The sequence below is a fragment of the Variovorax robiniae genome (assembly GCF_037889955.1).
In the GTDB taxonomy this organism is placed as follows: Bacteria; Pseudomonadota; Gammaproteobacteria; order Burkholderiales; family Burkholderiaceae_C; genus Variovorax; species Variovorax robiniae.
Genome location: NZ_JBBKZS010000007.1, coordinates 274,735 through 300,854 on the forward strand (window position 1 = coordinate 274,735; position 26,120 = coordinate 300,854).

Annotated in this window: 22 protein-coding genes and 1 riboswitch; of the genes, 14 read left to right on the top strand and 8 right to left on the bottom strand. The window is 65.7% G+C overall.

Annotated features, from left to right (window positions below):
• Positions 1–6: 6 nt before the first annotated feature.
• From WKW79_RS18640 to cysS, 5 genes are all read right to left on the bottom strand, one after another.
• Complete coding sequence (locus WKW79_RS18640; RefSeq protein WP_340336665.1) at positions 7–1,275, bottom strand: aspartate kinase; 1,269 nt, start codon at positions 1,273–1,275, stop codon at positions 7–9.
• Between the two features lie 70 nt (positions 1,276–1,345).
• The gene (gene tilS / locus WKW79_RS18645; protein ID WP_340336666.1) at positions 1,346–2,314 is read right to left on the bottom strand and encodes a tRNA lysidine(34) synthetase TilS; all 969 of its coding nucleotides are present in this window, start codon (positions 2,312–2,314) and stop codon (positions 1,346–1,348) included.
• An 83-nt stretch (positions 2,315–2,397) separates the two neighbouring features.
• Positions 2,398–3,372, bottom strand: coding sequence for an acetyl-CoA carboxylase carboxyltransferase subunit alpha (locus tag WKW79_RS18650; RefSeq protein WP_340336667.1), 975 nt, complete (start codon positions 3,370–3,372; stop codon positions 2,398–2,400).
• Positions 3,373–3,389: 17 nt separating this feature from the next.
• Complete coding sequence (locus WKW79_RS18655) at positions 3,390–4,043, bottom strand: DNA-3-methyladenine glycosylase family protein (RefSeq protein ID WP_340336668.1); 654 nt, start codon at positions 4,041–4,043, stop codon at positions 3,390–3,392.
• 13 nt (positions 4,044–4,056) lie between these two features.
• Positions 4,057–5,433 carry a cysteine--tRNA ligase gene (gene cysS, locus WKW79_RS18660; protein WP_340336669.1) on the bottom strand — a complete coding sequence of 459 codons (1,377 nt, stop codon included), beginning with the start codon at positions 5,431–5,433 and terminating at the stop codon, positions 4,057–4,059.
• A 226-nt stretch (positions 5,434–5,659) separates the two neighbouring features.
• Here cysS and WKW79_RS18665 point away from each other — a divergent pair, with 226 nt between their 5' ends.
• From WKW79_RS18665 to WKW79_RS18685, 5 genes are read left to right on the top strand one after another with little or no spacing between them, the layout of a single operon-like run.
• Positions 5,660–6,232 carry a tetratricopeptide repeat protein gene (locus WKW79_RS18665; RefSeq protein ID WP_422823916.1) on the top strand — a complete coding sequence of 191 codons (573 nt, stop codon included), beginning with the start codon at positions 5,660–5,662 and terminating at the stop codon, positions 6,230–6,232.
• Between the two features lie 9 nt (positions 6,233–6,241).
• A complete protein-coding gene (locus WKW79_RS18670) occupies positions 6,242–6,880 on the top strand; it encodes a peptidylprolyl isomerase (protein ID WP_422823917.1) in 639 nt (212 codons plus the stop codon).
• A gap of 15 nt (positions 6,881–6,895) precedes the next feature.
• Entirely contained in the window at positions 6,896–7,408 is a 513-nt protein-coding gene (locus WKW79_RS18675) for a peptidylprolyl isomerase (protein ID WP_340336672.1), read from the top strand.
• A 33-nt stretch (positions 7,409–7,441) separates the two neighbouring features.
• A complete protein-coding gene (locus WKW79_RS18680) occupies positions 7,442–8,215 on the top strand; it encodes a UDP-2,3-diacylglucosamine diphosphatase (protein ID WP_340336673.1) in 774 nt (257 codons plus the stop codon).
• Complete coding sequence (locus WKW79_RS18685; protein ID WP_340336674.1) at positions 8,216–9,007, top strand: M90 family metallopeptidase; 792 nt, start codon at positions 8,216–8,218, stop codon at positions 9,005–9,007. It begins immediately after the preceding gene.
• A 2-nt stretch (positions 9,008–9,009) separates the two neighbouring features.
• Here the strand turns inward: WKW79_RS18685 and WKW79_RS18690 are convergent, their stop codons facing one another.
• From WKW79_RS18690 to WKW79_RS18700, 3 genes are all read right to left on the bottom strand, one after another.
• The gene (locus WKW79_RS18690; protein WP_340336675.1) at positions 9,010–9,528 is read right to left on the bottom strand and encodes a hypothetical protein; all 519 of its coding nucleotides are present in this window, start codon (positions 9,526–9,528) and stop codon (positions 9,010–9,012) included.
• 2 nt (positions 9,529–9,530) lie between these two features.
• Complete coding sequence (locus WKW79_RS18695) at positions 9,531–12,344, bottom strand: DUF349 domain-containing protein (protein ID WP_340336676.1); 2,814 nt, start codon at positions 12,342–12,344, stop codon at positions 9,531–9,533.
• A gap of 132 nt (positions 12,345–12,476) precedes the next feature.
• The gene (locus WKW79_RS18700) at positions 12,477–16,292 is read right to left on the bottom strand and encodes a DUF748 domain-containing protein (RefSeq protein ID WP_422823921.1); all 3,816 of its coding nucleotides are present in this window, start codon (positions 16,290–16,292) and stop codon (positions 12,477–12,479) included.
• A gap of 607 nt (positions 16,293–16,899) precedes the next feature.
• On the opposite strand from WKW79_RS18700, the gene WKW79_RS18705 reads away from it, so the two are divergent.
• The 9 genes from WKW79_RS18705 (at position 16,900) to WKW79_RS18745 (ending at position 26,077) form a co-directional block, all read left to right on the top strand.
• The gene (locus WKW79_RS18705) at positions 16,900–17,730 is read left to right on the top strand and encodes a lytic transglycosylase domain-containing protein (protein ID WP_340336678.1); all 831 of its coding nucleotides are present in this window, start codon (positions 16,900–16,902) and stop codon (positions 17,728–17,730) included.
• A 22-nt stretch (positions 17,731–17,752) separates the two neighbouring features.
• A riboswitch (ZMP/ZTP riboswitch) is annotated at positions 17,753–17,876 on the top strand.
• 42 nt (positions 17,877–17,918) lie between these two features.
• Entirely contained in the window at positions 17,919–19,163 is a 1,245-nt protein-coding gene (gene glyA / locus WKW79_RS18710) for a serine hydroxymethyltransferase (RefSeq protein ID WP_340336679.1), read from the top strand.
• Between the two features lie 23 nt (positions 19,164–19,186).
• The gene (gene nrdR, locus WKW79_RS18715; RefSeq protein WP_340336680.1) at positions 19,187–19,630 is read left to right on the top strand and encodes a transcriptional regulator NrdR; all 444 of its coding nucleotides are present in this window, start codon (positions 19,187–19,189) and stop codon (positions 19,628–19,630) included.
• Between the two features lie 201 nt (positions 19,631–19,831).
• Positions 19,832–20,350, top strand: coding sequence for a GspH/FimT family pseudopilin (locus WKW79_RS18720; protein ID WP_340336681.1), 519 nt, complete (start codon positions 19,832–19,834; stop codon positions 20,348–20,350).
• A complete protein-coding gene (gene pilV / locus WKW79_RS18725) occupies positions 20,347–20,913 on the top strand; it encodes a type IV pilus modification protein PilV (RefSeq protein WP_340336682.1) in 567 nt (188 codons plus the stop codon). Before WKW79_RS18720 ends, pilV begins: the two co-directional genes overlap by 4 nt.
• Positions 20,900–21,742, top strand: coding sequence for a PilW family protein (locus tag WKW79_RS18730; RefSeq protein ID WP_340336683.1), 843 nt, complete (start codon positions 20,900–20,902; stop codon positions 21,740–21,742). The genes pilV and WKW79_RS18730 overlap by 14 nt, the downstream gene beginning before the upstream one ends.
• Positions 21,739–22,434 carry a pilus assembly PilX family protein gene (locus WKW79_RS18735; protein WP_340336684.1) on the top strand — a complete coding sequence of 232 codons (696 nt, stop codon included), beginning with the start codon at positions 21,739–21,741 and terminating at the stop codon, positions 22,432–22,434. The genes WKW79_RS18730 and WKW79_RS18735 overlap by 4 nt, the downstream gene beginning before the upstream one ends.
• Entirely contained in the window at positions 22,431–25,628 is a 3,198-nt protein-coding gene (locus tag WKW79_RS18740) for a pilus assembly protein (RefSeq protein ID WP_340336685.1), read from the top strand. Before WKW79_RS18735 ends, WKW79_RS18740 begins: the two co-directional genes overlap by 4 nt.
• Positions 25,625–26,077, top strand: a complete 453-nt coding sequence (locus WKW79_RS18745; RefSeq protein WP_340336686.1) for a type IV pilin protein — start codon at positions 25,625–25,627, stop codon at positions 26,075–26,077. The genes WKW79_RS18740 and WKW79_RS18745 overlap by 4 nt, the downstream gene beginning before the upstream one ends.
• Positions 26,078–26,120 lie beyond the last annotated feature (43 nt).

Consider the following 26,120-nt stretch of genomic DNA (forward strand, 5'->3'; position numbering starts at 1 on the left):
GACGTTTTACGCCGGAGGTTGATCCAGGTCAAACGCCTTGTGCAAAGCGCGCACGGCCAGCTCCATGTACTTCTCGTCGATCACGACGGAAGTCTTGATCTCGCTGGTCGAAATCATCTGGATGTTGATGCCCTCTTCGCTCAGCACGCGGAACATCTTGCTGGCCACGCCGACGTGGCTGCGCATGCCGATGCCCACGATGCTGACCTTGCAGATCTTGGCGTCGCCCACCACTTCGGCGGCGCCCAGCTTCGGCAGGACCTTTTCCTTGAGCAGGTCGATGCACTTGGCGAAATCGTTGCGATGCACCGTGAAGCTGAAGTCGGTCTTTCCACCCTTGCTCAGGTTCTGGATGATCACGTCGACTTCGATGTTGGCATCGGCCACTGCACCCAGGATGTGGTACGCGATGCCCGGCGTGTCGGGCACACCGAGCACCGAGACCTTGGCCTCGTCGCGGTTGAATGCAATGCCGGATACGACGGCTTGTTCCATGTTTTCGTCTTCCTCGAAAGTGATCAGCGTGCCGGACTTGGCTTCTTCGTTGATGTCGATGTCCCACGGCGTGAAGCTCGACAGCACGCGCAGGGGCACCTTGTACTTGCCCGCGAATTCGACCGAGCGGATCTGCAGCACCTTGGAGCCGAGGCTCGCCATCTCGAGCATCTCCTCGAAGCTCACCGTGTGCAGGCGGCGTGCATCGGGCTCGACGCGCGGGTCGGTCGTGTAGACGCCGTCGACGTCGGTGTAGATCAGGCATTCATGCGCCTTCATCGCCGCGGCAATGGCCACCGCCGAGGTGTCGCTGCCGCCACGGCCGAGCGTCGTGATGTTGCCCGCGTCGTCCACGCCCTGGAAGCCGGTGATGACCACCACCTTGCCGGCCTCGAGGTCCGCGCGCACGCGCTCGTCCTCGATGCTTTCGATGCGTGCCTTGGTGAAGGAACTGTCGGTGCGCACCGAGACCTGCCAGCCCGCATAGCTGACCGAAGGCATGCCCTCGGCTTGCAACGCGATCGCCAGCAGCGCCGACGAGGCCTGCTCGCCGGTCGAGGCGAGCATGTCGAGTTCGCGGTTGTAGTCGTCGCTGGTGCGGCCGGGCGCAAGCTCCTTGGCCAGGCTGAGCAGGCGATTGGTCTCGCCGCTCATCGCGCTCGGAACCACCACCATCTGGTGGCCGGCGCGTGCCCACTTGGCAACGCGCTTGGCAACATTGCGGATGCGCTCGGTCGAGCCCATCGACGTGCCGCCGTATTTGTGAACGATCAATGCCATGGGTGAAGTATGGGAAAGAAGGAAAACCGGCCCCGGGGCGACTTGCCCTGCGGCGGTACACCCTTGACGATCAGCGCGAAGCCTCTGTCGGGGGCGAGGGATTGTACCAATGGAGCAATACCCCGCGCCGCTCGGCGAAGCCGGTGCCGATCTTGATGTGCAGCCGGTGGCCGCGCGTGGTGCAGGTTTCGAGCTGGTCCAGCAGTTCGTCGAGCTGTGCCGTGCTGGGCGTGCAGCCGTGGGCTTGCAGCAGCCAGTGGCGCAGGACGTTGGCCTGACGAGCGCGCGAAAGCTGGCGCAACGCGGCGATGGCCGGTGGCGTGCCGATGGCTGCGAGATCCTGCTGCGCCAGCTCCACCAGCAGGCCATGCGCCTGCGCCGCATGCCGCGCACTGCGGGCGAAGGTCGAGCGGAATTGGGGGAAGGCACGATCGAGCGCTGGCAGCAGTTCGGTGCGAATGCGGTTGCGCGTGAAGCGCGCATCGGCATTGCTCGGGTCTTCGATCCACGGCAGGTCGCGTGCTTGCAGCCACGCGCGGATCTCCTCGGCCGGCACGCTGAGCAAGGGGCGGTGGAACACCAGGCCGTCGCGCTGTGCGATCTCCGGCATGGCCGCCAATCCGGCCAGCCCGGCACCGCGCGACAGCGCCAGCAGCACGGTCTCCACCTGATCGTCCGCATGCTGGCCAAGCGCAATCGATTGAATCCCTGCACGCGTGCCCTCGGCACTGGCCAACGTCGCCAACGACGCATAGCGCGCCCGTCGCGCCGCGTCTTCCGGACTCTCCCCCGGTGCATGCCGCGCATCGACGCGATGCACGCGGAGCGTCACGCCTAATCGCTCGCAAACCGCCGCGCAATGCCGCTCGAATTCATCGGCCGCGGCTTGCAGCCCGTGATGCACATGAAAGGCCTCGACCTGCCCCGGCCAGCGCGCGGCACAGGCCACCAGCAACGCGGTCGAATCCGCGCCGCCGCTGTAGGCCACGGCAAGCGGAAGCGCCGGCTCGAAAGCCGCAATGGCCTCATCGAAATTCATCGGGGGATTGTGCGACGCGTGGCCCGCGCATGCGGGCCGTCGCCAGTGTCCGAGCAAGGCGCCCACGCGTGGCGCCGCAGCGACTACTTGTCGGCCTTGAGGTCGTTGAAGCGGCCGTAGCTCTGCAGCCGTTCGTAGCGACGGTCCAGCAGTTCCTTGACCTTCATGTCGCTGACCTGCCGGAACGCATCGCCCAACGCGCGCTTCAGGAAGGCGGCCATCTGCCGATGATCGCGGTGCGAACCACCCACCGGCTCGCTCACGATCTTGTCGACCAGGCCCAGCGCCTTCAGCCGATGGGCCGTGATGCCCAGCGCATCCGCCGCTTCCTTCGCCTTCTCGGAAGTCTTCCAGAGAATCGAGGCGCAGCCTTCCGGACTGATCACCGAATAGATCGAGTACTGCAACATCAGCAACTGGTCGCCCACCGAGATCGCCAGCGCGCCGCCCGAGCCGCCCTCGCCGATGATGGTGACGATGATCGGCACCTCCAGTTGCGCCATCTCGAAGATGTTGCGGCCGATCGCCTCGGACTGCCCGCGCTCTTCCGCATCGATGCCCGGGTACGCGCCCGGCGTGTCGACAAAGGTGAAGACCGGCAGCTTGAACTTCTCCGCCGTCTTCATGAGGCGCAGCGCCTTGCGATAGCCCTCGGGCTTGCTCATGCCGAAGTTGCGCGCCGTGCGCTCCTTCGTGTCGCGGCCCTTCTGATGGCCGATAACCATGCACGGCGTGCCATTGAAGCGCGCGAGTCCACCCACGATCGACAGGTCGTCCGAGAAATGCCGGTCGCCATGCAACTCCACGAAATCCGTGAAGATCTCGTTCACATAGTCGAGCGTGTAGGGGCGTTCCGGATGCCGCGCGATCTTGGTGATCTGCCAGGGCGTCAGGTCGCTGTAGATGTCCTTGGTGAGTTGCTGGCTCTTCTTGCCGAGCTGGTCGATCTCTTCGGAGATGTCGACCGCCGATTCGGTCTGCACATAGCGCAGTTCTTCAATCTTGCTTTCGAGCTCCGCGATGGGCTGCTCGAAGTCGAGGAAGGTTCGTTTCGCCAACGTCTTCTCCTTGTTGTTCAGTACGCGACCGGTGCCGGGTCGAGCGAGCGCCAAATATACCAAGTTGCCACGCTGCAATAAGGTGCCCAGGCGACAGCCACCTCGCGCGCATCGCTGCGGCTGACCGGGTCGCCGGAGAAGTAGTTGTGGCTGATGCCGGTGATGAGTCCAACGTCGTCCAACGGGAGCACATTGGGCCGCATCAGGTGAAAAATCAGGAACATTTCGGCCGTCCAGCGGCCGATGCCACGGATCGCGACGAGCTCTTCGATGATCAGCTCGTCCGCCATGTGCTTCCACGCATTGACATGCACCGCCTGCGTGTCGAAATGGATCGCCAGGTCGACCAGGTACTCGACCTTGCGCGCCGACAGGCCGCAGGCGCGCATGTCGTCGACCTTGAGCTTCAGCACGTTGGCCGGCGTCATCTTGCGCGGCAGCAGGGCCTCGAACTTGTCCCACACCGTTTGCGCGGCCTTCACCGAAACCTGCTGGCCCACGATGCTGCGTGCCAGCGTGGTGAAGGCGTCACCGCGCGATTCGAGCCGCACATCGCCGAACTGCGGGATGAGCCGCTTCATCACGCGGTCCTTCCTGGCCAGGTGCTTGCACGCTTCTTCCCAGTAATCGGGCGTGAAGATCTCGACGGTTGCTTTCTTGACAGGCGCCACGCTGATCCTCAATTCACTGCGCCGAAGCCCAAGTGGTTCCGGTGGGTGAATCCTTCAGCACGATGCCCTGCTCCAGGAGATGCTTGCGGATGCGGTCGGCCTCCGCGAAATTCTTTGCGGCCTTGGCGGCGGCTCGTTCGGCGATCAACACCTGGATGGCCGAATCGTCGAGCGCGCTGCCGGCTTGCAGGAACGCCTGCGGGTCGCCCTGCAACACACCCAGCGTGCCGCCGAGCGCCTTCAACAAACCCGCAAGTTCGGGCGAGCGCGTGCGATTGACTTCGCTCGCCAGATCGAACAGCACCGCGATCGCTTCCGGCGTCCCGAAGTCTTCGTCCATCGCCGCCTTGAAGCGTGCCGCATGCGGCTGCGACCAGTCGATCGCAACGTCGGCAGCAGCCACGCCATCCAGCGCCGTGTACAAGCGCTTGAGCGAGTTGCGCGCGTCGTCCAAATGCGCATCGCTGTAGTTCAACGCGCTGCGGTAGTGCGTGCGCACCAGGAAGAAGCGCAGGCTCTCCGCGTCGTACTTCTGCAGCACCTCGCGGATGGTGAAGAAGTTGCCCAGGCTCTTGGACATCTTCTCGTTGTCCACGCGCACAAAGCCGTTGTGCACCCAGAAGCGCGCCAGCGGCTTGCCGGTGGCGCCTTCGCTCTGCGCGATCTCGTTCTCGTGGTGCGGGAACTGAAGGTCCGCGCCACCGCCGTGGATGTCGAAGGTCTCGCCGAGCGTCGCGCCGCACATGGCCGAGCACTCGATGTGCCAACCCGGCCGGCCCACGCCGAAGGGGCTGTCCCATTTGGCATCTTCGGGTTCAGTCGGCTTCGCGGACTTCCACAGCACGAAGTCCAACGGATCCTCCTTGCCGTCCAGCACCGCCACGCGCTCGCCCGCATGCAACTCATCCAGTGACTTGCCGGACAGCTTGCCGTAGCCCGGGAACTTGCGCACCGCATAGTTCACGTCGCCGTTGGTCGAGCGATAGGCCAGGCCCTTCTGCTCGAGCTTCTCGATGATGCCGAGCATCTGCGGCACGTACTCGGTCGCGCGCGGCTCGATGGTCGGCGGCTCGATGCCCAGCGCGCCGATGTCCTGGTGCATGGCCGCCACCACTTCCTCGGTCAACGCGCGGATCGTGATTCCGCGCGCCAGCGCGCGCGCAATGATCTTGTCGTCGATGTCGGTGATGTTGCGCACGTAGGTCACGTCGAAGCCGCTCGCGCGCAACCAGCGCTGCACCACGTCGAAGGCCATCATCATGCGGGCATGACCGATGTGGCACAGGTCGTACACCGTCATGCCGCAGACGTACATGCCCACACGGCCGGGTTGCAGTGGAGAAAAGTCCTCCAGTTCACGCGAAAGCGTGTTGTAGATGCGCAGACTCATGGAATTTGGAAGGCCGCCATTGGGTGCTCGTGCGTCGCTGAAGCAATGCCGAAAAATGGCCGCGTATTTCTGGGTGTTGGGGTTGTAGCGGCAAGGGCTGCCGAGCGGGCCCTCAGCTACAATTCATTTCAAGTATAAACGGCCGGCAGCGGGCATTTTTTCGGGTGTTTGTCGAGCCCCCATCCGCCCATTTTCCAGAGGCTTCATGAAGCACGCCGCACCTTCCATGCACACCATTCCCCGCATTGTCTCCGCCCTCGCCTTCGCGCTGCTGCTGGGTGCGGCCCATGCGGACGAATATGCCGACGTCAACCTGCTCTTGCGGCAGGGCAAGCAGGCCGAAGCCCTCAACAAGGCAGAGACCTACATCGTCAGCAAGCCGCGCGACCCGCAAATGCGATTCCTGCGCGGCGTGATCCTCAGCGAGCAAGGCAAGGTGCCCGAGGCCACCGTCGCCTTCACCCAGCTCACGCAAGACTTCCCCGAGCTGCCCGAGCCCTACAACAACCTGGCCGCGCTTTATGCATCGCAGAGCCAGTTCGACAAGGCCCGCACCGCGCTCGAGATGGCGGTCAAGCTGAACCCCTCCTATGCCACCGCGCATGAGAACCTCGGCGACGTGTACGCAAGGCTCGCCGCGCAGTCCTACACCCGTGCGCAACAACTCGAACCCGCCAACGCCGGCATCGCACCCAAGCTGACGTTGATCAAGCAGATCTTCACGCCGGCCAGCGAGCGCGCTGCGGGTACATTGCCGGCAGCAGTGCCGGCCGTCACCAAACCGGCTCTTCGCAAGTAACCCCCGCCGATGGCGCTGCTCCGGCGGTGCCGGTGGCACAGCCATGAAAGGGAGACTCTCTTGAACATTTCGCAACTGACCCGCCGCGCCGCCTTGACCTTGGGCGTCGCAACCTTGCTGACCCATGCCGCGTGGGCGCAGGACGCGTCCGCACCGCGCGTGAAGCTCGCCACCTCGATGGGCGACATCGTGGTGCAACTCGACCCGGCCAAGGCGCCGAAGACGGTGGCCAACTTCCTGCAGTACGTCAACGAGAAGCACTACGACGGCACCGTGTTCCATCGCGTGATCGATGGCTTCATGATCCAGGGCGGCGGCTTCACGCCTGAACTCAAGCAGAAGCCCACGCGTGCGCCGATTCCGCTCGAAGCCAGCAACGGCCTGAAGAACGACAAGTACACCATCGCCATGGCCCGCACCGGCGACCCGAACTCCGCCACCTCTCAGTTCTTCATCAACGTGAAGGACAACGCGATGCTGAATGCGCCCAGCCCCGACGGGCATGGCTACACCGTGTTCGGAAAGGTCGTCTCCGGCACCGAGGTCGTCGACAAGATCCGCGCCACGCGCACCGGCGTCAAGGGCGGCATGTCCGACGTGCCGGCCGAACCCGTCATCATCCAGTCCGCCACCGTCGTGGCGAAGTAAACACAGGACCACACCATGAGCAATCCGCAAGTCGAACTCCACATCAAGAACCTCGGCGTCATCACGCTTGAACTCGACCGTGCCAAGGCACCCAAGTCGGTCGAGAACTTCCTGGCCTACGTCAAGAACGGCCACTACGACAACACCGTGTTCCACCGCGTCATCCCCGGCTTCATGGTCCAGGGTGGCGGCTTCGAACCCGGCATGAAGCAGAAGCCGACCGCGGCCGAGATCGAGAACGAAGCCAACAACGGCCTCAAGAACGACAAGTACACCGTGGCGATGGCGCGCACCAACGCACCGCACTCGGCCACCGCGCAGTTCTTCATCAACGCATCGAACAACAGCTTCCTCAACCACACCGCACCGTCGGCCCAGGGCTGGGGCTATGCCGTGTTCGGCAAGGCCATCTCGGGCACCGACGTGGTCGACAAGATCGAAGGCGTGAAGACCGGCCGCAAGGGCTTCCATGACGACGTGCCGCTGGAAGACGTCGTGATCGAGAAGGCCGTCGTCACCGCCGAGTAACCCGGCCAATCAAGCGATGGTGCAAAGGCCCGCATGACGATCCATGACGCGGCTTTTGCCGAATGCGTTGCGCCGCCCGGGTGGCGCACCGTCGACCTGATTTCCGACCTGCACCTGCATGTCGACGAACCCGCCACCTTCGAGGCCTGGTGCGGCTATTTCGAGACCACGCCGGCCGACGCGATCTTCATCCTCGGCGACCTGCTCGAAGTCTGGCCCGGCGACGACGTGGCCGACCAACCCGGCTTCGAGGCGGAGTGCGTCGAGGTGCTGCGCCAGGCTGCGCAGCGCCGGCCGATCTTCGTGATGCACGGCAACCGCGACTTCCTGATGGGCGCGGACTTCGCCGCCCGCAGTGGCGTCACCATGCTGGACGACCCGACCGTGCTCGTGCTGCATGGCGAACGCTGGCTGCTGAGCCACGGCGATGCGTTGTGCCTCGACGATCACGAGTACCTCCAGTTCCGCGCCCAGGTGCGATCTCCCGAATGGCAGCAGGCCGTGTTGGCGCGGCCACTGGAAGAACGGCGCGCGCTGGCCCGGTCCGTGCGAACCCAGAGCGAAGACCGCAAGCGCAGCCCCGGCATGGTTTGGGCCGACGTCGACGCCGATGCGGCACGCGAATGGCTGCGCCGCGCCAATGCCCGCACGCTGATCCACGGCCACACGCATCGGCCTGCTGAACACGACCTCGGCAATGGCCTGCGGCGCATTGTGCTGAGCGATTGGGATGCCGCCGCGCATCCGCCGCGGGCCCAGGTCCTGTGCCTCTCCGTCGCTGGCGCGCAACGCGTGGATCTTCGATAGATGCTGGGTTGGTTACGCAGCCTGCGCTCAGGTCCGCAGATCCCCGACGCGGCCTGGCAAGCAACGCTCGACCGCTATCCGTTCCTGTCAGACCTGCCGCCGTCTGACGCCGTGCGCCTGCGTGAACTCAGCACCTTGTTCCTGCGCGACAAGCGCTTCCACGGCGCCAAGGGCTTCGAGATCACCGACGAGGTCGTGTTGGCCATTGCCGCACAGGCCGTGCTGCCGGTGCTCCACCTGAAAGGCGGCCTCGACTGGTATGACGATTTCGTCGGCATCGTGGTTCATGCCGATGAGATGGTCGCGCGTCGCCGCGTCATCGATCCGACGCAAGTGGTGCACGAGTACGACGAGGTGATCGCCGGCGAGGCGATGGAGAACGGCCCGGTGACGCTGAGCTGGAAGGCCGTGCTGGACAGCAGCAACACCACGGGCACGGGTTACAACGTCGTCATCCACGAGTTCGCCCACAAGATCGACATGCGCGACGGCGCGGTCGACGGCTGCCCGCCCCTGCCCGCTGGCTTTGCGGGCGCGCCGACCGCGAATGCCGCCCGCGCCGCATGGCTCGCGGTGCTGAAGCCCGCCTACGACGACTTCCGCGAAAAGACCATCATGGCCGACCGCTTCGGCGCCGAACCGCCGTGGCTCGACGACTACGGCGCCGTCAACATCGGCGAGTTCTTCGCGGTGGCCTGCGAGGCCTACTTTGTGAATCGCGAGCGCTTCGGCGCTGAATTCGCAGCGCTTCTCGTGTTGTTCGACGAGTTCTTCAGACCTAGGCGGCGATAGGCCTATCGACTGCGCTGCCCCAGCGTCAACGTATCAAGCTGGAAGTTGCCACTCTTGTCCCACAGCCAGGTCTCGACGTAGGTGTGCGCGCCGACCTTCGCGGGTGGCGGCGGCAGCGGCGAGGCCTTGTTGATCAACTCGGCGATCTGAAGGCTGACCTCCGGCGCATGTTCCGGCGTCCGCATGAAGGTCACGGCTTCGACTTCACCGTTGGCGCCCAGATGCGTCTCCACCGTGACCACCGCATAGACCAGCGGCGGAATCTTGCCCTTGTAGATCCGCGCCTTGTAGACCGTGTAGATGTGGCGGGCGCCAGTCTTGCGGTAGGCCCGCACCTCCGGCGTCTGCGCGGTGATCTTGCGCACCGGCGCGGGCAACGCGGCCTTCGCCGCTTCCTGCTCAGGGGTCAACGGGGGCGCACCCGCCTCGCCGGCCTGCTTCGGCGCCATCAGTTCACAGCCACTCAGCCCCGCCGCCAGCACGATCGCCGGGAGCAAGAGGCCGTAGCGGCTGCGTTGCATGTCTACCCCTTGAGCAATGCCTTGAGCACGTTCTGCAAGCGACGCGCGGTGTTGGCGTCGTGGTTGCCGGCCAGCACCTTGGCGGCATCCAGGCCCCAGGTCTGCGCGGGCGTGGGCTCGTTGCGCTTGGTCAGCAGTTGAAGCTGCATGGCACGGCGCGCATCCACATGCTCCGCGGGCGTCGGCACTTCAGCCGCGATTTCGAGGCGCAGGAGCGCATCTTGCGAATTGCCCGTCGGCGTCGAGCCGAGGGCCTGCGACCAGGCGCCACGCACGGCCGGCGAGACCGCACGACCGAGTTCCTGCACGGAAGGCAAGGCCGCGGCGTCGCGCTTTTCCCAGGCACCGAGCAATTGCGTCAAGGCTTCGCCATGCGCTTGCGCGGCGAGCTTGCGCAGGGCCGCCTGTGCATGCTCGACCGCATCGCGTTGTGCGCGGAAAGCGGCGTCGCCCAGGCGTGGGCCGCGATCTTCGAAACGGGGCGATGCGCCACGGTCGCCGAAGCGGCCGCCGCGATCGCCACCCGGCGCGCCTGCGCGGTCCGGACGGCCACCCGGGCCGCCAGGGCCGCGGCTGTCGCGCCGGTCGCCGCCACGATCTCCGGGACGGCCGCCACGGCCGGCCATCGCCGGCTCGGGCTTGCGCATGCCGGGACGGTCATCGGCGCGGCGCATCGCAACCACGGGCTTGGGCGCAGCCACGGGTGCCGGAGCGGGCGTGGGTGCCGCATCGCCTGCGCTGTCGCCGCTGGCCGCGGCATCGGCGCTGCCCTCCGGCGCGACGAGGTCAGGTGCCGGGGCGGCGGCGGGTGCAGAAGCCTGGTCGGCTTCACCCGACGCTTGCGCCTGGCCCGCGCTCTCCGCGAATTCGGCCTCGGCTGCCTGCGCGGCTTGCGCGGGCGGCGCCGACTCGGCCGTGTTGACGTGCGAGGTGGCCGCAGCCTTGGCCGGCGCCTCCGCGATCTGCACCTTCTCGCCCCGCATCGCAGCTTCGAGCTGGTTCATCGCGGCGCGGATCTTCTGCGCATCCCCGGTGGCATTGGCCGCCTCCAGCGCCTTCGACGCCAGCAGCACGTTGCGGTCGTGCTCGTTCATCGCCGACGACACCTTTTCGCGCTCGGCCGTCTTGCGGTTGAAAGCCTCGTCGATCGGGGCGCGGAAGGCGTCCCACATCTTCTGTTCCTGGCGGCGGTCCAGCGGCACACCCTGGGCTTCCTGTTGCCAGCGTTGCTGCAACGCCTTGACCGCATCGATGCGCAGGACGGGCGCGGCGCCGAGCTCCACCGCCTCGGCGATCATGGCCTGGCGCCGCTCGACGCTGGCCTTTTGGGCCGTTTCGAAAGGCGCACGCGCCGCACCGAAGGCCTCGTTCCATTGCGGCTGCAATTCGGCGAACACCTTCTCGCCCACATGGCCGGCATCGCGCCAGCGGTCGGCGAATTGGTGCAAGGCACGGTTGTGCGCCTTGAGGTCGGCCGCATCGGCATGGGCCGCGGCCCAGGTCTTGACCTCCTCGATCAGCGCGAGGCGCTGCGCACGATGCTCTGCAGCATCGGCACGGACCTTCTCGAGCCACGCCTCGACCACCTTGTGCGCCTCGTTGCAGGCTTCGTCGAAGCGCTTCCACAGCGCATGGTTGGGCACGCCGCCCTGGTCGGACTGCTTCCACTGGTCGCGCAGGGCGCGCAGGGTCTCCTGCATCTTGCGTCCGCCGAGGGCCTGGCCTTCGGGGCGCTTGAGCAGACCTTCGGCCTTGGCCACCAGGTCTTCACGCACCTTGTCGGCGCTCCAGCGCTGCCAACCTTCGAGTTCACCGGCGGCGACCAGCGCCGCATGCACGCGCGACTCCAGTTCCGACTCGACCAGCTTGCCGTGTTCCTTGAGCACCGCGCGCAGCGCAGCGGCGGCACCGGCGCTGCCCTTGCCGTGGCCTTCGGCGGTTTCCTGCTCCAGCTTGGTCAATGCGGCCTGCACGGCTTCCTGCGCGGCGGCACGCACGGACGGATCGACTGGCGGACGGGCCGGCTTGGCGGGCGCAGCCTTCGGTGCGACCACCTCGCCACGCGCGGCGCGCAGTTCGTCGGCCCACACGGGCACCGGCGGCAGCGCGGCGGCGGCGTCATTCGCTGCGGCCACGGCCTGCGCCAGCGCGGCATGGAAGGCATCCGACACGCTCAGCAACTGGGCTCGCGAGGCTTCCAGTTGCGGGGCGAACTTGCCATCCAGGCTGGTCCAGTTGGCATCCGCAGCGATCTCGTCGGCCTGTTGCGTCCAGTGCGTGACGTCGCCGCGCAGCGCCTCCTCGGCCGCCTGCGCGTCCTTCCAGCCCTTGGTCGACAGCACCTCGAAGCGCTGCGCCAGCAGCACGGCGGCCTCGCGATGCACTTGCGCCCGGTGCTGCAAGTCCTCGATGCCCTTCACGCGGTCGGCGAGGCGGGCCTTGAAGCCGGCCAGCGGTTCGCGCGACAGCGGCGCGCCGGCCTTGGCTGCGTCGCGTTGCCAAGCGAGCGCGTCGGCGATGTTGAGCTTGGGCTGGGCGAGCAGCGCCTCGGCCTTGTGCGCCCATTCGGCTGCAATGACCTCCTGGCCCTTGGCGCGACGGATCTCGTCGAGCTTCTCGCGCACGGGGCGCGCCGCGCCCTTGTCGCGACCGCTGAGTTCCTTGAACACATCCTGCAATTGCTCGGTCGTGGGCTGCCCGGCCAGCCAGTCGCGGATTCGCTGCGCGCGCTCGCCCGAAGTCGGAGCGGTGAAGGCGCCGCCGGTGAGCGTGTCGAGGGCCTGGAGGTCGAGGGATTTGGTGGAACTTGAGGTCACGGGAACGGGTGTCTTTGTCTTGAAAGAAGGGTGCGCGGAAACGCACCCCGCAAAGGGCGCCCGAATTCCGGCGAACCCCGCATTTTCACAGACCCGAGGGAGCCTGTCTGCGAGCAACTGTTTACGCAAGTTCTATCGCATGTCGAGTTTGAGTTCAGCGCCCGGTTTGGACTCGCCACCGGCGGCCTGCACATGGACCGCGCCGAGGAAAAGTCGCTCCGACGGCACTTTCTGCGCGAGCAGGTAATCGCGCACCTCGCCCCCGCGCTCCACGGCCAGTTGGCGGATCACTTCCTCGTCGACCGGGATGTTGGCGATCATCAGGTTTTCCATGTCGGCAACGGGGAGGTCCTTGGCCAGGCCGACCATGTTGCGCGGCTTGGTGATGTCGGCCCGCTTGTAGATGGCCGTGAGCAAGTCGGGGTACTCCGCGTCGGTGACCGGCTCCACCTCGGCGGCGTCCTTGCCCGCACGCACGGCGACGCGGCGCTTCTCGGCCTGGGTCAACTGGCGCAGGCGCGCCTTCTGATATGGAATGCGCTCCTGCTCCAGGCTGGCCGAGCCGCTCACGGTGAGGCGCAGGCCCGGCTTGTCGACCATGGCCTTGGCGATCTTGTCGAGGTTCTCCTTTGCCGCGGCATTCAAGGTCGCGCTGCCGGGGTCGAACACAATGGCGCTGGCGTCCCCGCCGCTGCCACCGCCGCCGGTGAGCAGTGCGAACGGTGCCGTTGCGGCCTTGACGATCAGGTTGACGATGGCCTTCCAGATCAGCGGGCCGATGCTGAACTGCGGGTCGTTCAGCGATCCCCGCAGCGGCAGGTCCACGTCGATCACGCCGTTGCGGTCGGCCAGCAGGGCCACGGCCAGGCGAACCGGCAAGGTACGCTCCGCGCCGGGCACCTCGTCACCGAACTGGAGCTGGTTCAGGATCAGCTTGTTGGTGGCGACCAACTGGCCGTCGGGCGCAATCTTGTAGTTGACGTCCATGCTCATCTTGCCGCGCTCGATGCCATGGCCCGCGTACTTGGCCGAATAGGGCGAGAGCGGCGCCAGGTCCAGCTCGCGCATCTTCGCGGTGATGTCGAGTTCCAGCGGCTTGGCCAAAGGGTTCAGCTTGCCTGTGATCTCGAGAGTGGCGGTCTGCTGCGCCTTGCCACGAAGTTCCAGGTCGGCGAGCTCAGGCGAGCCGTTGCTGCCCTTGGGCGGATTGGACGAGAAGGCGCTGAGCTTGCCGGTGAGTTCGCTGAGGTCGGCCGAATAGTTGGGCTTGACGAACAGGTCGGTGAAGTCGATCTTGCCGTTGACAAGGCTCATCGGACCGAAATTGATGACCGGCTTCATGCCGGTGTCTTCCGGCTGCGCCGCGGCCACGGGTGCGGGCTTCGCCGCTGTCGGCGCTGGCGTACCGCCGCCGACCATCAGTTCGGCCGGCGGCGGCTCGCCCGTCGTGCGGCTTGGCGGCGCCTTGGACGTGACACGCGCGCCGCCGAACTTGCGCTGGGTCGTGGTCGGCGGCTGCGGCGCGGCGGCCGCTTTGGCGATCCCTTCCTGCTCGCCCTTCTTCGTCAGGTCCTGAAGATTGAGCCGCCCGGTCGGGTCGACGATCACCCGTGCGAAGAAGTCCGTCAGCGAGGTTTCACGCACGTCGACGCGGGGCGGCGCGCTGGGCGCCAGCGTCACCTGCAGGCCACGCAGGCCCAGTGTCTTCCAGCCGAGCAACTGGTTGTTCGAGCGGTCGAAGCCGGGCGATTGGGTCAACTGGACGCTGTTGACGCGCAGGTCGTCCACGGCCAGGTCACCGGCCACCTTTGCATTCATCCCGGCCGGCGCCTGGGCATACTGAACCGTGCCCCGGTAGCTGGCAAAGGCCCGGCGCACGTCCACATTGAGCGCATCCGAGTAGTAGGCCTTGAACGCATGCACCGGAAAGCTGCCAACCTCCAGGCGGCCTTCCGCCGACACCGGCTTCAGCACCACGTTGCCCTTGTAGAGGAACTTGCCGGGATCCGAACGCCCGGCGCCGATGCGGCCGGTCACCTCCAGCGGAGACACCGCGGCAGTGTTGGGCGCCAGTTTCTGCGCATTGAGCTTGAGCGCGGTGATCTCCACTGCCACAGGCGTGCTCGCGGCATCGTCCGCATAGGAAACGGCGCCGCCGTCGACCAACAGGTTGCCGATGGTCAGGGCCCAGGGCTTGGTGTTCGGATTCGCCTTCGCCGATCCGGCATCCGGCGGCTTGGGTGCGGCGACCTTGGCCGCCTCCCCTTCAGGCTGTCCATTGCCGGTCGGCGTCTTGAGCCAGCGCTCGTACATCCAGCGCTTCTCCTTGTCGCGCTCCACACGGATCTTGGGCTGGTTGGCGCTGAAGGTGCCGATCGCGAGCGTGTGCTCGGTCATGTCCACGACGGCATCGGTCAGCTCGAAACGCCCGACGCTGGCCAGCGCCGTCTTGTCCTTCGACAGCGCCAGGCCGTCGATCGAAACTTTGTTCGCCTTCAGCTTGAGATTTGGCGCCGTCCAGGCGATTTCGACCTCGCCGCCAAGCTTGCCGTCGAGCGTGGGTTCCAGGCTCTGCGCCAGGTACGGCGCCGCCAGCGACAGGGGCAAGGCTTCGACCTGCGCCTTGACCGTCGCCGCCTTGTCGGTGCCCTGGCCCTCGAACTTGAGCCCCGCCCCGCCGATGGCCAGGCCGCCGCTGAATTCCGCAGGCTTTTCCATGGGCCACTGGATGCCGGTGGCATGGACGCCGAGTCCGGTCATCTCGACCACCGCGGCCGGCTTGACCGTCTCGTCGTGCCAGCCAACGTTACCGTCGCTCAGCGCGAACTTGTCGACTTCGATCTTCCAGGGCGTGGCGGCGGGCGCCTTGGGCGCGGCGGCCTTGTCGTCCTCGGCGGCTTTGGGCGCCGGCTTCTCCGCGGCACCGGTCGCTGGATTCTTCGGCAACAGGTTCAGCTTGCCGGCCGCATCGCGCGCCACCGCCAGGTTGGGGGCCACCAGGGCGATCTCACCGAGATGCACCACACGCTCCAGCGGCCGGACGTCGGCCAGGCCGACGCTCAGGCTGTCGAAGGCCAGCAACTCGCGCCCTTCCCCATCCGCCACACGAATCCCATGCGTCGCGACCGTGCCGGAAATCTTGAGGCCCGCTGTGGCGGCGCGCTCGAAGTCGATCTTGACGTCGGCGTCGAGCGAGCCCGCCTTCAACTGCACAGGCATCCCGGCCGGCACATAGCCCAGGTACGGCACCAGGTCGAGACCCTTGAACTGGATCTGCGCGTCGGTCTTGCGGCTCTCGGCAAAGGGTGTCGTTGCCGCCGCCGAGTCGAACTTGCTGCCATTGAAGGTGAAGGCGAGCTTCGGCTCCACCTTGGCCTCGCGCAGGGAGGCCAGGTTGCTGATGAACGGCACATTCAGCACCAGGTCGCGCAGATTGTGCTTGCGCTGGACGGTCTGGTCGTCGAAATCGATCGAGCCACCGTTGATCGCGATGTTGTAGATGGCGAAGCGCGTCGGCTCCCCTGGAGGCTTGTCGGGCGGCGTAGCCAGCTTGGCAAGGATGTCGTCGATGTCGTAGTGGCCATCGCCCAGGTGGGTCAGCGAGATCGCCGGCTGGTCGATGGTGACCGCATCGATGACCGGCGCCAGGCGCACGATCGACTGCATCTCGGCATCGACGTAGATGCGCCCGATCTGCAGCTGCGCGCCCTTGCCGTCGGCCGTAGCGATGCGCAGATCGTTCAGCGCCAGTTCCAGCGTCCAGGGTTTGAAATCGATCTTGCCGACCGTGACCTGGCGCCCCAGCTTGGCGCTGGCGATGGTCTGCAACTGACTCTTGAGCAGCGGCGGCACCACCAGCCATGCCACCAGCCAGATCACCAGAACCGTGAGCAGCGCGACGACCAACCGTCGCACCCATTTGTTTTTGATCAGGGCACCAGCATTCATCATGAAGAAGTGTGCCCCAAAGGCACTCGGGTTCCCAGAAACAAGAAAGCCCGGTGAGTCGACGCGGAGTCTCCTCACCGGGCCTGATGGCGAGTTCAAAACCCATGCCATCTTTTCGCTCGACCGGAAGTTGAATGGTTCCGGCCTCGCTGGCAGCAAGAGATTGCCACCGGGGGGTGCTTCCAACGTCGAACCGGGAGGAATCCCTCTGTTCTCGGCCTTTGGCGTGACGCCTGACGGTTCAGGCGCATTCACTTTACGCGGTGGAAAGGCCTTTGCAAATCGGTGTTTCAATCGCTTTCAGTGAGCCTTTTCGCACTACAGGTGCGAACTTTCCTCAGGTCTTTTTTAGAATAAGACTACTAGACGATATTCTTGACCGGGTATTAGGGCACCCATAGAATCCGCCCAACCTTGCTGCAAACTCGCAGCCTGTGATCTTTTGTACTCCGCCGCCGCGTGCTCCATAGCCACCGGCCCTATCAGGCGGCCGCGCTCCTTTCCCCCTCTCGCGCGGAACCTGATGCCAACCCCAGCGACGGCACCGTCGACCCGGCCCGCTTCATGCGTGTCCATGTCTCCGGTGCCGACGACGAAAGGAAAAGCGATGAAACAGGCGTTAGCCTCCACAGCCCGCGGGCTACGGACCTTCGGGTCCGATGTGGCAGACGGCTTCTTTGAAATCACCCACAACGGCTTTGCGTTGATTGGCCTCACGATCGTGTTCGCCGCCCTGGCGCTCGTCGCCCGGCCCGACCTGCGCGAATCCGGGGAAGCCCAGTTGATGGGCTGGCTGCAGTCGCGCAAGCCCGTCGTGCCGGCGCCGGAGCCGAGCGACCTGCAGCCGAATGCGATCGAACGCACGACGGCCGCGAGCCCGGGCGACCTGCCCAAGCAGCAGGCCGCCGTGGCCTATTGGCTCAGCAAGAAGTACCGCGTTGCAGCCGAACCCCTCAGCGTGCTGGTCGCCGAGGCTTATGACATCGGCAAGCGCACCAAGCTCGATCCCACCCTGATCCTGGCCATCATGGCCGTGGAATCCAGCTTCAACCCCTTCGCCCAGAGCAGCGTGGGCGCCCAGGGCCTGATGCAGGTGATGACCCGCGTCCATGGCGAAAAGTACGAAAGCGCCGGCGGCACGCTGACCGCCTTCGACCCGGTCACCAACATGCGCGTCGGCGTCAAGGTGTTGCAGGAATGCATTTCCCGCGCCGGCTCCGTCGCGGGCGGCTTGCGCTACTACGTCGGCGCAGCCAACCTGGAAGACGACGGCGGCTATGCCGCCAAGGTGCTGGCCGAGCATGAACGCCTGCGCCAAGTGGCCCAGGGCAAGGCGCCCTCCACCACCTCCACCCGCCTCCCGGGCCTGCCCGTGGCCGAGCGGAGCAAGTCGTCCGAACCCGGACAAAAGGTTGCCATGCTGGAAGGCGACTCCTGAGTTCTGGCCTCTCGGCTACACTGACGCAGTACGCGACTGGCGATAGGCGCGACCCTCCCGCAGGGTCCATGCGCTGACGTGGGATACCACTTGGGAGCGTACCGGCCGGCTTGCCGGACGTTCCGCCGTTCGCCTGGGCAGCCCTTGTTTGCATGAACAAGGAAATTTGTCTTCACAGGACTGCCAACATGTACCAACGCAACAATCTGGTCGAACAGACCGACCCCGAACTGTGGGCTGTCATCCAGGCCGAAAACGCACGCCAGGAACAGCACATCGAACTCATCGCGAGTGAAAACTACGCGTCGCCCGCCGTCATGGCGGCGCAGGGTTCGCAACTCACCAACAAGTACGCAGAAGGCTATCCCGGCAAGCGCTACTACGGTGGCTGCGAGCACGTCGACGTGGCCGAGCAACTCGCGATCGACCGCGTCAAGCAGCTCTTCGGCGCCGACGCGGCCAATGTGCAGCCGCACTGCGGCGCCTCCGCCAACGAAGCCGTGATGCTGGCCTTCCTCAAGCCCGGCGACACCATCATGGGGATGAGCCTGGCCGAAGGCGGTCACCTGACCCACGGCATGCCCCTCAACATGAGCGGCAAGTGGTTCAACGTGGTGAGCTACGGCCTGGACAAGAACGAGGCCATCGACTACGACGCGATGGAGCGCAAGGCGCATGAGCACATGCCCAAGCTCATCATCGCCGGCGCCTCGGCGTATTCGCTGCACATCGATTTCGAGCGCTTCGCCAAGGTCGCGAATGACGTCGGCGCGATCTTCATGGTCGACATCGCACACTACGCCGGCCTCGTGGTCGCGGGTTGCTACCCGAACCCCGTGCCGCATGCCGACATCGTCACCTCGACCACGCACAAGAGCCTGCGCGGCCCGCGCGGCGGCATCATCCTGATGAAGTCGCAGCACGAGAAGGTGATCAACAGCGCGATCTTCCCGGGCCTGCAAGGCGGTCCGCTGATGCACGTCATCGCCGCCAAGGCGGTGGCCTTCAAGGAAGCGCTGACGCCCGAGTTCAAGGCCTACCAGCAGCAGGTCATCAAGAACGCGCAGATCGTGGCCGAGACGCTGACCCAGCGCGGGCTGCGCATCGTGAGCGGCGGCACCCAGAGCCACCTGATGCTGGTCGACCTGCGGCCCAAGGGCATCACCGGCAAGGAAGCCGAGGCGGTGCTGGGCAGCGCGCACATGACCATCAACAAAAACGCGATCCCTAACGATCCGGAAAAGCCGATGGTCACCAGCGGCGTCCGCATCGGCACCCCGGCGATGACCACGCGCGGCTTCAAGGACGAGGAAGCCCGCGCCACGGCCCACCTGATCGCCGACGTGCTGGACAACCCGCGCGACGAAGCGAACCTGGCCGCCGTGCGCGCCAAGGTGGAAGCGCTGACGACGCGCTTTCCGGTCTACCGCTGAGCAGGACGACCGGTGGCCGCAGCATGAAATGCCCGTTCTGCGGCCACCTTGAAACGCAAGTCGTCGAGACCCGCGTGTCGGAAGACGGCGACTTCGTGCGCCGCCGTCGCCAATGCGGGTCTTGTGAGAAACGCTTCACGACCTACGAGCGGCCGGATGTGAACTTTCCGGTGGTCGTGAAAAAGGACGGCGGGCGCGCTGACTTCGAGCCGAGCAAGGTCCGCGCGTCGATGATGCTGGCCCTGCGCAAGCGGCCGGTGACCATCGAACAGATCGATAGCGCCTTGCTGCGCATCGAGCAGGAACTGCTGGCCCTTGGCTTGCGCGAGATCGAGTCGAACAAGGTGGGCGAGTTGGTCATGCGCGAGCTCAAGAAGCTCGACAAGGTGGCCTACGTGCGCTTTGCGTCTGTCTATCGGAGCTTCGAGGATGTGGACGAGTTTCGGCAGTTGCTGCGGGACATTTAGGGCCTCTTCCAGCGCGATATCTTTGTGAAATTGGCGGCACAAAGTTCCCAAATTGTCATAACTTCCGCGATCTGTTCCGTTCGTCGGCGACAGAGCGCCGTCGAGCCCTGCTAACTTTTTCACTACATTTGCGCCCGTAGCATCGCGGGCGTGAATTCGCTTCCCTACCCGCCCACCCGATTCCTTTGCGTCGCCCGCCGCTTGCCGGGCTTCACCGCGATCGAGTTGCTCATCGTCGTGATGGTCGTGGCAATACTGGCGACGCTGGCGCTGCCGAGCTTCAACTCGGTGGTGGCGCGCTACCGGGTTCGGACCGCGGTCGAGGACGTTACTGCCACGATCTACTTCGCGCGATCGGAGGCCATCAAGCGGGGCGGCGGCGTCGTGCTTCGCAAATCAACCCAAGCAGGTTGTTCTGCCCCCGAGGCGAAGAACTGGAGTTGTGGGTGGATGGTCTATGCCGACCTCAACGGCAACGGAACCTACGAACCGAATGCCGACCAACTCCTGCAGTCGACGCCCGCGCCTCGCGGCGTCGCGGTCTCGAACAACAACGGCACATCCTATTTGCGACTGAATCAATGGGGCGAGATCAGCGGCATGGGTGCGCTGGGTGTCGTCATCGGTCCTGCCGGCAACGCCGACGCTGCAAAGAAGACATTCCTGTGCCTGAGCGCAGGCGGCAGGCTGCAAACAGGCGCCGGAGATTGTTCCGGATGACGGCGCAACCCATTCGTCGGAGCCAAAAGGGCCGCCAGCGAGGTGTGACGCTCCTTGAGTCCCTGGTCTCGATCCTGATCCTCGCCGTGGGCGTGCTCGCGATCCTGTGGGTGCAGGTCCGCACGTTGGCAGAGACGCAAACCTCCGCACGACGCACGCAGGCAGTGCGGGCCATCGAAGACCTGGGCGAGCGCATCAAGTCCAATCCCGACGCCTTCGCGCAGTTGAACGCCTATGTGACCGACTGGGACATTGGCGATGCGCCTGGGGCCGATTGCAGGGCCCAGGCCTGCACCACGGCGCAGCTGGCGGCCCGCGACCTCTGGGAATGGAAGACCGAAGTTGCGCAGCGGCTCCCGCTGGGCAAGGCCGCCGTGTTTCTTTCCAGCGACGAGGAGGCCAACAACAAGCGGCAGCTGGGCGTCATGGTGGCCTGGCGGTCCAATGAGCGCTCCGACGACAAGGGCTACACCGCTCCACTGGCCCAACCCGCGCCCGCAAGCGCCGGCATCCCGAGCTGTCCCGCCGGCCTGATCTGCCATGTCGTGTATGTCCAGCCGTAGCGCGCTCATGCGGCGGGGAGCGAGGCGGCGGCAAGCGCGCGGCGTCACGCTCGTCGAATTGCTGGCCGCCCTCGTGATCGGACTGCTCGTCATTGGCGCCGCCATCGCCGCGATGCTGCTGTCGCGCAACAGCGCGGCGATGGTCACGGACGTTGCGCGCCTGCATCAACAGGGGTCTTTCGCCATGCGGGTCATCGGCATGCAGGCACGGCGGGCCGGCTCGCTCGATCTCGTGGTCCCGGCTGCAGCTGGGGGCATGGTTTCATTCAACGCAGAATTCACCGGTCTCGACGGGAAAGGCGCTTCGGTATCCGGACAGGAGGGTGAAAAGGGAGGCCCTGACAAGGTTTCTTTCACCAACCAATACATCGGACCCGTCAAGGCCGCGGGAATCTCGACCGCCAAGGCTGCGGAAATCCCCGATGCGGGCGTCGCGGTCGATCCGGAGCAGCGAGACTGCGTTGCCGACTCCGCGATCAATTCACGGCTGCAAAGCACATTTTGGGTCGAAAAGGGTGCATTGAAATGCACGGGCCTGAAGAGCAGCCAGCCCCTCGTCGCTGACGTCGCGGACTTCCAGGTCTGGTACCGCGTCAAGGCCTCGCCGACCAAGATCCGGCGCATGAACGCTGACGAAGTGAAGGCCGCCAATCTCTGGCGCTCGGTGAGTTCGGTCGAAATCTGCCTCGATCTGAAGGGCGCGGAGACCACCAGCGACCAACCCTCGAAGACCTACGTCGACTGCAACGGCAAGGAAGCGCCGCACAACGGCGTCCTTCACATGCTGTTTCGCAATGTGTTCGACCTGCGGACCCAGGGGGCGTCATGACAGGGCAGAGCAAGCATCAGCGCGGCGTGTCGATGTTCATCGTGCTGGTCATGGTGATGCTTTCCAGCCTGCTCGTGATCTGGGCCTCGCGCACCGCGCTCTTCAGCGAAATGATCACGGGCAATGACAGCGACTACCAGCGCGCGTTCGAAGCAGCGCAGGCCATGGTGCGCGACGCCGAGTTCGACATCATGGGCACCCTGGCCGATGGCAAGACCGAATGCAGGAGCGGCGCGGCATACGTGGGCTGCCGGGAACTTGCCGGCGGGGTCTTCTTTCCGGCCGACGAAGACGATTTCCAGACGCTTTCGGACAGCTTGCGCGCGGCGTCGCCATCCTGCATGCGTGGGATCTGCCTCGGCAACGATGGCACCTTCCTGAATTCGAAGACCGGTCTGGAGGCCATGCAGAAGGTTGCTGCCACCTATGGCACCTACACCGGCGCCAAGGCCACGGCCGCCAGCAATCCTCTACTGATGACCGGCGCCGGCCAGGCGCCGCGCGCCTGGTACTGGGTCGAGGTGCTGCCCTACGACGTCGGCGCGGCCACCACGGCCGGGCCGGCGCAGCGCTTCGCGCCCGACGCCGGCAATCCCTATGTCTTCCGCATCACGGCGGTCGCGAAAGGACTCAAGCCCAACAGCATGGCCGTCGTGCAGACAGTGTTCGTGCGGAAGCGGATCGACTCATGAAGAAAAAACACGCCCCCGCAAGGGCCGTTTGCGCGCTGCTGGCGTTCGCGCTGCTGTCGCCACAGGCAAGCGCGGCGCCCTTGCAATTCAGCACGGCACCCGCCGGCACGAGTTACAGGAAGCCGGCGCCGAACGTCATCGTGTCCGTGGACGATTCAGGGAGCATGGGGAAAGAAGGCATGGAGACCCTTCGCGCCGCCTTGCTCGACACCTTCTCGCAATCCAACGTGCCAGATGGCGCCATTCGCCTGGCTTGGCAATCCATGGCGCGCTGCTACACGATTCCGAGCGGCGGCGATTGCAGGGACCAGAACGAAATGCGTGTGCTGGACGCCCAGCACCGCGACAACTTCAAGACATGGGTCGGCACGCTCGGAGCCGTGGGCTACACGACGTCCCATCGCATGCTGTTCAATGCCGGTCAATACATGCGGATGCCCCCCGGCGTCAATAGCCCCTGGGCGAGCGTGCCGGGGCGCGTGCAAGAACCGATGCTGGGCTGCCGCAAGGCCTACAACCTGTTCATGACCGACGGGGGTTGGAACACGCCCTTTGGCAACAAGGATGACCCCGTCGCATGGGATGCGGCCAACCCGGAGGCGGGTGTGCTGATCCGGAACGCGGACGGCACTTCCCGCACGCTCGGAGACGGGACCCTTTACGACACGACGACCGGGCAAACGCGGATCTACCGCGACGACTTCGGCGCCAGCGTGTACACCGATGGCGATGGCTCTGGCGTCCTGCCCACCTTCTCGGACCTCGCCTTTTTCTATTGGGCGACCGACCTGCAACCAGCCCTGCCCAACAACGTGCCTCGACGCATCGCGCGCGAAGGCAGCGAGACTTTCACGGACGGTTCGCAGTCGCGCGACATCGCCGAATTCTGGAATCCACGCAACGATCCCGCCAACTGGCAACACCTCACGCTGTACACCGTTGGATTCAATGAGGCGGCCAAGTGGGGCAAGGATGTAGGCCCCGTGCTGGAAGGCAGCACCTGGGGCGGTGAGGATTACAACCGCTTGATGCTGGGCACGACGACCTGGCCCGATCCACTGGGCGAGCGTGCCACCAAGGACGACACGCGACGCATGCCCGAACTGTGGCACGCCGCCCTCAACTCGCGCGGCAAGTTCATTCCGGCGCCCACCGCCGCCTCGCTGGCTGAGGCCTTCAAGGACGTGCTGAATTCGATCGCCGCGGACACGGGACGTGCGCTCACGTCGGTGACCGGCTCTTCCGGGAGGGCCCGGGACGCATCGATGTCCTTCGAGGCTGGCTACTCCGCCGACGGATGGCAAGGGGCTGTCACCGCCTACACCGTGGCGGCGGGCACCGGCGCCGTATCGGCGAGCGGCGCGTGGGGCACGGCGGTGGCCGCCGTGGGCAATACCAATACGCCCGCGAAGCCGGTCTCCACGGCGACGCTGTTGGACGGCAGCAACTTCAACCTGGCGAACCGACTCGTGCTGTCCCACAACGGCACCGCTGGCATCACGTGGGCGTGGGACAACCTCTCCGACGCGCAGAAGGCCGCGCTCGACACGGGCGCCGCCGGCATCGACGGCAAGGGTCAGGACCGGCTCGCCTTCCTGCGCGGCGACCGCACACGGGAAGTCTCGAACGGCGGGAGCTTCCGCAACCGCAAGTCGCGCCACGGGGACATCGTCAATTCGGTGCCCTGGGTGGTGCCGGGCAAGCCCGCGGGCACATTCAGCGATTCGACCTACGCCACTTTCAGGAGCGCCAATGCGACGCGGTCCGCCATGCTCTACGTCGGCGCCAACGACGGCATGCTCCATGGCTTTCTTGCCGCCGATGGCTCCGAGAAGATTGCCTATGTCCCCGAGGGCCTGTACGGCAGGCTGTCGCACCTGACGTCGCCCGGCTACGAGCACCAGTACTTTGTCGATGGCTCGCCGCTCTCGGGCGATGTCAAGCTCGGCGACGGCACCTGGAAGACCTACCTCGCAGGCTTCCTGGGCGCCGGAGGCCAAGGCTTCTTCGTCCTGGACGTGACCGATCCTGCCGCCTTCGCGTCGACCTCGCCGGGCAGCCTGGTGGTGTTGGACAAGACCGGTGCCGATATCGACCCGGACATCGGCAGCATCTTCAGCCAGCCGGTCATGGGGCAGTCCGGCGCAAGCGCGGCGCAGCAGATCACCCAACTCAACGACGGTCGCTGGGCGCTGGTCACGGGCAACGGCTACAACAGCACGAACGAGCGGGCCGTGTTGCTGATCCAGTACCTCGATCGCGGCAAGGAACTGGTCCGGATCGTCGTCGGCCACGCGGGCGGCAACGGCCTCGGCGCGCCCCGACTCATCGACCTCAACGGCGACGGCAGGCCGGACATCGCCTATGCCGGCGACCTGCACGGCAAACTCTGGAAGTTCGACCTCTCTGGCAAGTCCTCGAGCGACTGGAAGCCTGCGTTCGACAACCTCCCGCTCTACATCGCCCACGACGCGACCGGCAAGGCCCAGCCCATCACCGCCGCGCCGGTGTGGCTGCCGCATCCCCAGGGCGGCCTCATGCTGGTGTTCGGCACCGGGCGCAATCTCACCAATGATGATCGGGGGGACACATCGCCACAGACGCTTTACGGCGTCCGCGACAGCACCGTCATCACGCGCGGCGAGGACAACGAGGTGGTCCTGTCGGGCGGCGAACCGGTCGCCAATGGCCGCCATTCGCTGGTCGCACAGACCATCGGCGCACAGGCCGGCACCTCGAGCGCCAGTGGCAACCGGCTCTGGCACCTCAGCGCCAACGACGTGGACTTCGCGTCTCGCAAGGGTTGGTACCTCGACCTGCCGCTTGGCGAACGCGTGGTGCAGAACCTCGATTGGTTCGACGGGCTGCTGGTCGACATCGCAAGCATCATCCCGGGCGCCGATGGCAACACGACGGAAGAGACCTGCGGCCCGACCATGGTGAACGGCCGCAGCTATCTCACCACGTTGAACGCGATCACCGGTGCCGCCCCGCGCTCGCAGATCTACGGGTACACGGCCAGCACCTCGACGGCTGATGTGCCCATGACCGCCTCTCGCATCGAGTCATCGCTGCGCCATGCCGTGAAGACGGACAAGAAGGTCATCAGCGTCTGCCCCTCGGGCCAGACCTGCGACGACCGGGATCGGCTGGGCAAGCTCAGCCTGCGGCCGAGTTGGAGGCAGTTGCGGTGAGGGCTGCTGCGAGGGGGCGTTCGCGCCGGCGCGGCTTCACGCTGATCGAAGCCATGATCGTGGTCGCGGTGATCGGCATCCTGAGCGCCATCGCACTGCCCAGCTACCGGGAGTACATCCGCCGGGCCAATCGCGCCGAGGCGCGCGCGGGCTTGCTTCAAGCCGCCCACTGGCTGGAGCGGGTGGCCACGGCCCGGGGCACCTACCTGACGACCGAGGAAGCCGCCACGAAGTTTCCCACGGCGTTGCAAGAGGTGCCGTCCAGGAGTTACACGATCAGCCTTGCGAACACGGACACGCAGGGAGCTGGCTACACTTTGGCGGCGACTCCGCAAAACGGCCAGGTCGGCGACAAGTGCGGCGAGTTCACGTTGACACATGATGGGAAGCGCGGCCTGTCCTCGGCGAGCGCTTCCGCCGAACTGGTGGCGGATTGCTGGAGTCGTTGAAAGCCCGGGTTGGCCGGCTCCAACTTCATCTCCCGATCACTCC

What these genes read in the sequence shown, in the direction of transcription:
- WKW79_RS18640 (WP_340336665.1), bottom strand. Translation starts at nt 1,275, where the DNA reads ATGGCATTGATCGTTCACAAATACGGCGGCACGTCGATGGGCTCGACC.
- tilS (WP_340336666.1), bottom strand. Translation starts at nt 2,314, where the DNA reads ATGAATTTCGATGAGGCCATTGCGGCTTTCGAGCCGGCGCTTCCGCTT.
- cysS (WP_340336669.1), bottom strand. Translation starts at nt 5,433, where the DNA reads ATGAGTCTGCGCATCTACAACACGCTTTCGCGTGAACTGGAGGACTTT.
- WKW79_RS18665 (WP_422823916.1), top strand. Translation starts at nt 5,660, where the DNA reads ATGCACACCATTCCCCGCATTGTCTCCGCCCTCGCCTTCGCGCTGCTG.
- WKW79_RS18670 (WP_422823917.1), top strand. Translation starts at nt 6,242, where the DNA reads ATGGCGCTGCTCCGGCGGTGCCGGTGGCACAGCCATGAAAGGGAGACT.
- WKW79_RS18675 (WP_340336672.1), top strand. Translation starts at nt 6,896, where the DNA reads ATGAGCAATCCGCAAGTCGAACTCCACATCAAGAACCTCGGCGTCATC.
- WKW79_RS18680 (WP_340336673.1), top strand. Translation starts at nt 7,442, where the DNA reads ATGACGATCCATGACGCGGCTTTTGCCGAATGCGTTGCGCCGCCCGGG.
- WKW79_RS18685 (WP_340336674.1), top strand. Translation starts at nt 8,216, where the DNA reads ATGCTGGGTTGGTTACGCAGCCTGCGCTCAGGTCCGCAGATCCCCGAC.
- WKW79_RS18690 (WP_340336675.1), bottom strand. Translation starts at nt 9,528, where the DNA reads ATGCAACGCAGCCGCTACGGCCTCTTGCTCCCGGCGATCGTGCTGGCG.
- WKW79_RS18700 (WP_422823921.1), bottom strand. Translation starts at nt 16,292, where the DNA reads ATGAATGCTGGTGCCCTGATCAAAAACAAATGGGTGCGACGGTTGGTC.
- WKW79_RS18705 (WP_340336678.1), top strand. Translation starts at nt 16,900, where the DNA reads ATGAAACAGGCGTTAGCCTCCACAGCCCGCGGGCTACGGACCTTCGGG.
- glyA (WP_340336679.1), top strand. Translation starts at nt 17,919, where the DNA reads ATGTACCAACGCAACAATCTGGTCGAACAGACCGACCCCGAACTGTGG.
- nrdR (WP_340336680.1), top strand. Translation starts at nt 19,187, where the DNA reads ATGAAATGCCCGTTCTGCGGCCACCTTGAAACGCAAGTCGTCGAGACC.
- pilV (WP_340336682.1), top strand. Translation starts at nt 20,347, where the DNA reads ATGACGGCGCAACCCATTCGTCGGAGCCAAAAGGGCCGCCAGCGAGGT.
- WKW79_RS18730 (WP_340336683.1), top strand. Translation starts at nt 20,900, where the DNA reads ATGTCCAGCCGTAGCGCGCTCATGCGGCGGGGAGCGAGGCGGCGGCAA.
- WKW79_RS18735 (WP_340336684.1), top strand. Translation starts at nt 21,739, where the DNA reads ATGACAGGGCAGAGCAAGCATCAGCGCGGCGTGTCGATGTTCATCGTG.
- WKW79_RS18740 (WP_340336685.1), top strand. Translation starts at nt 22,431, where the DNA reads ATGAAGAAAAAACACGCCCCCGCAAGGGCCGTTTGCGCGCTGCTGGCG.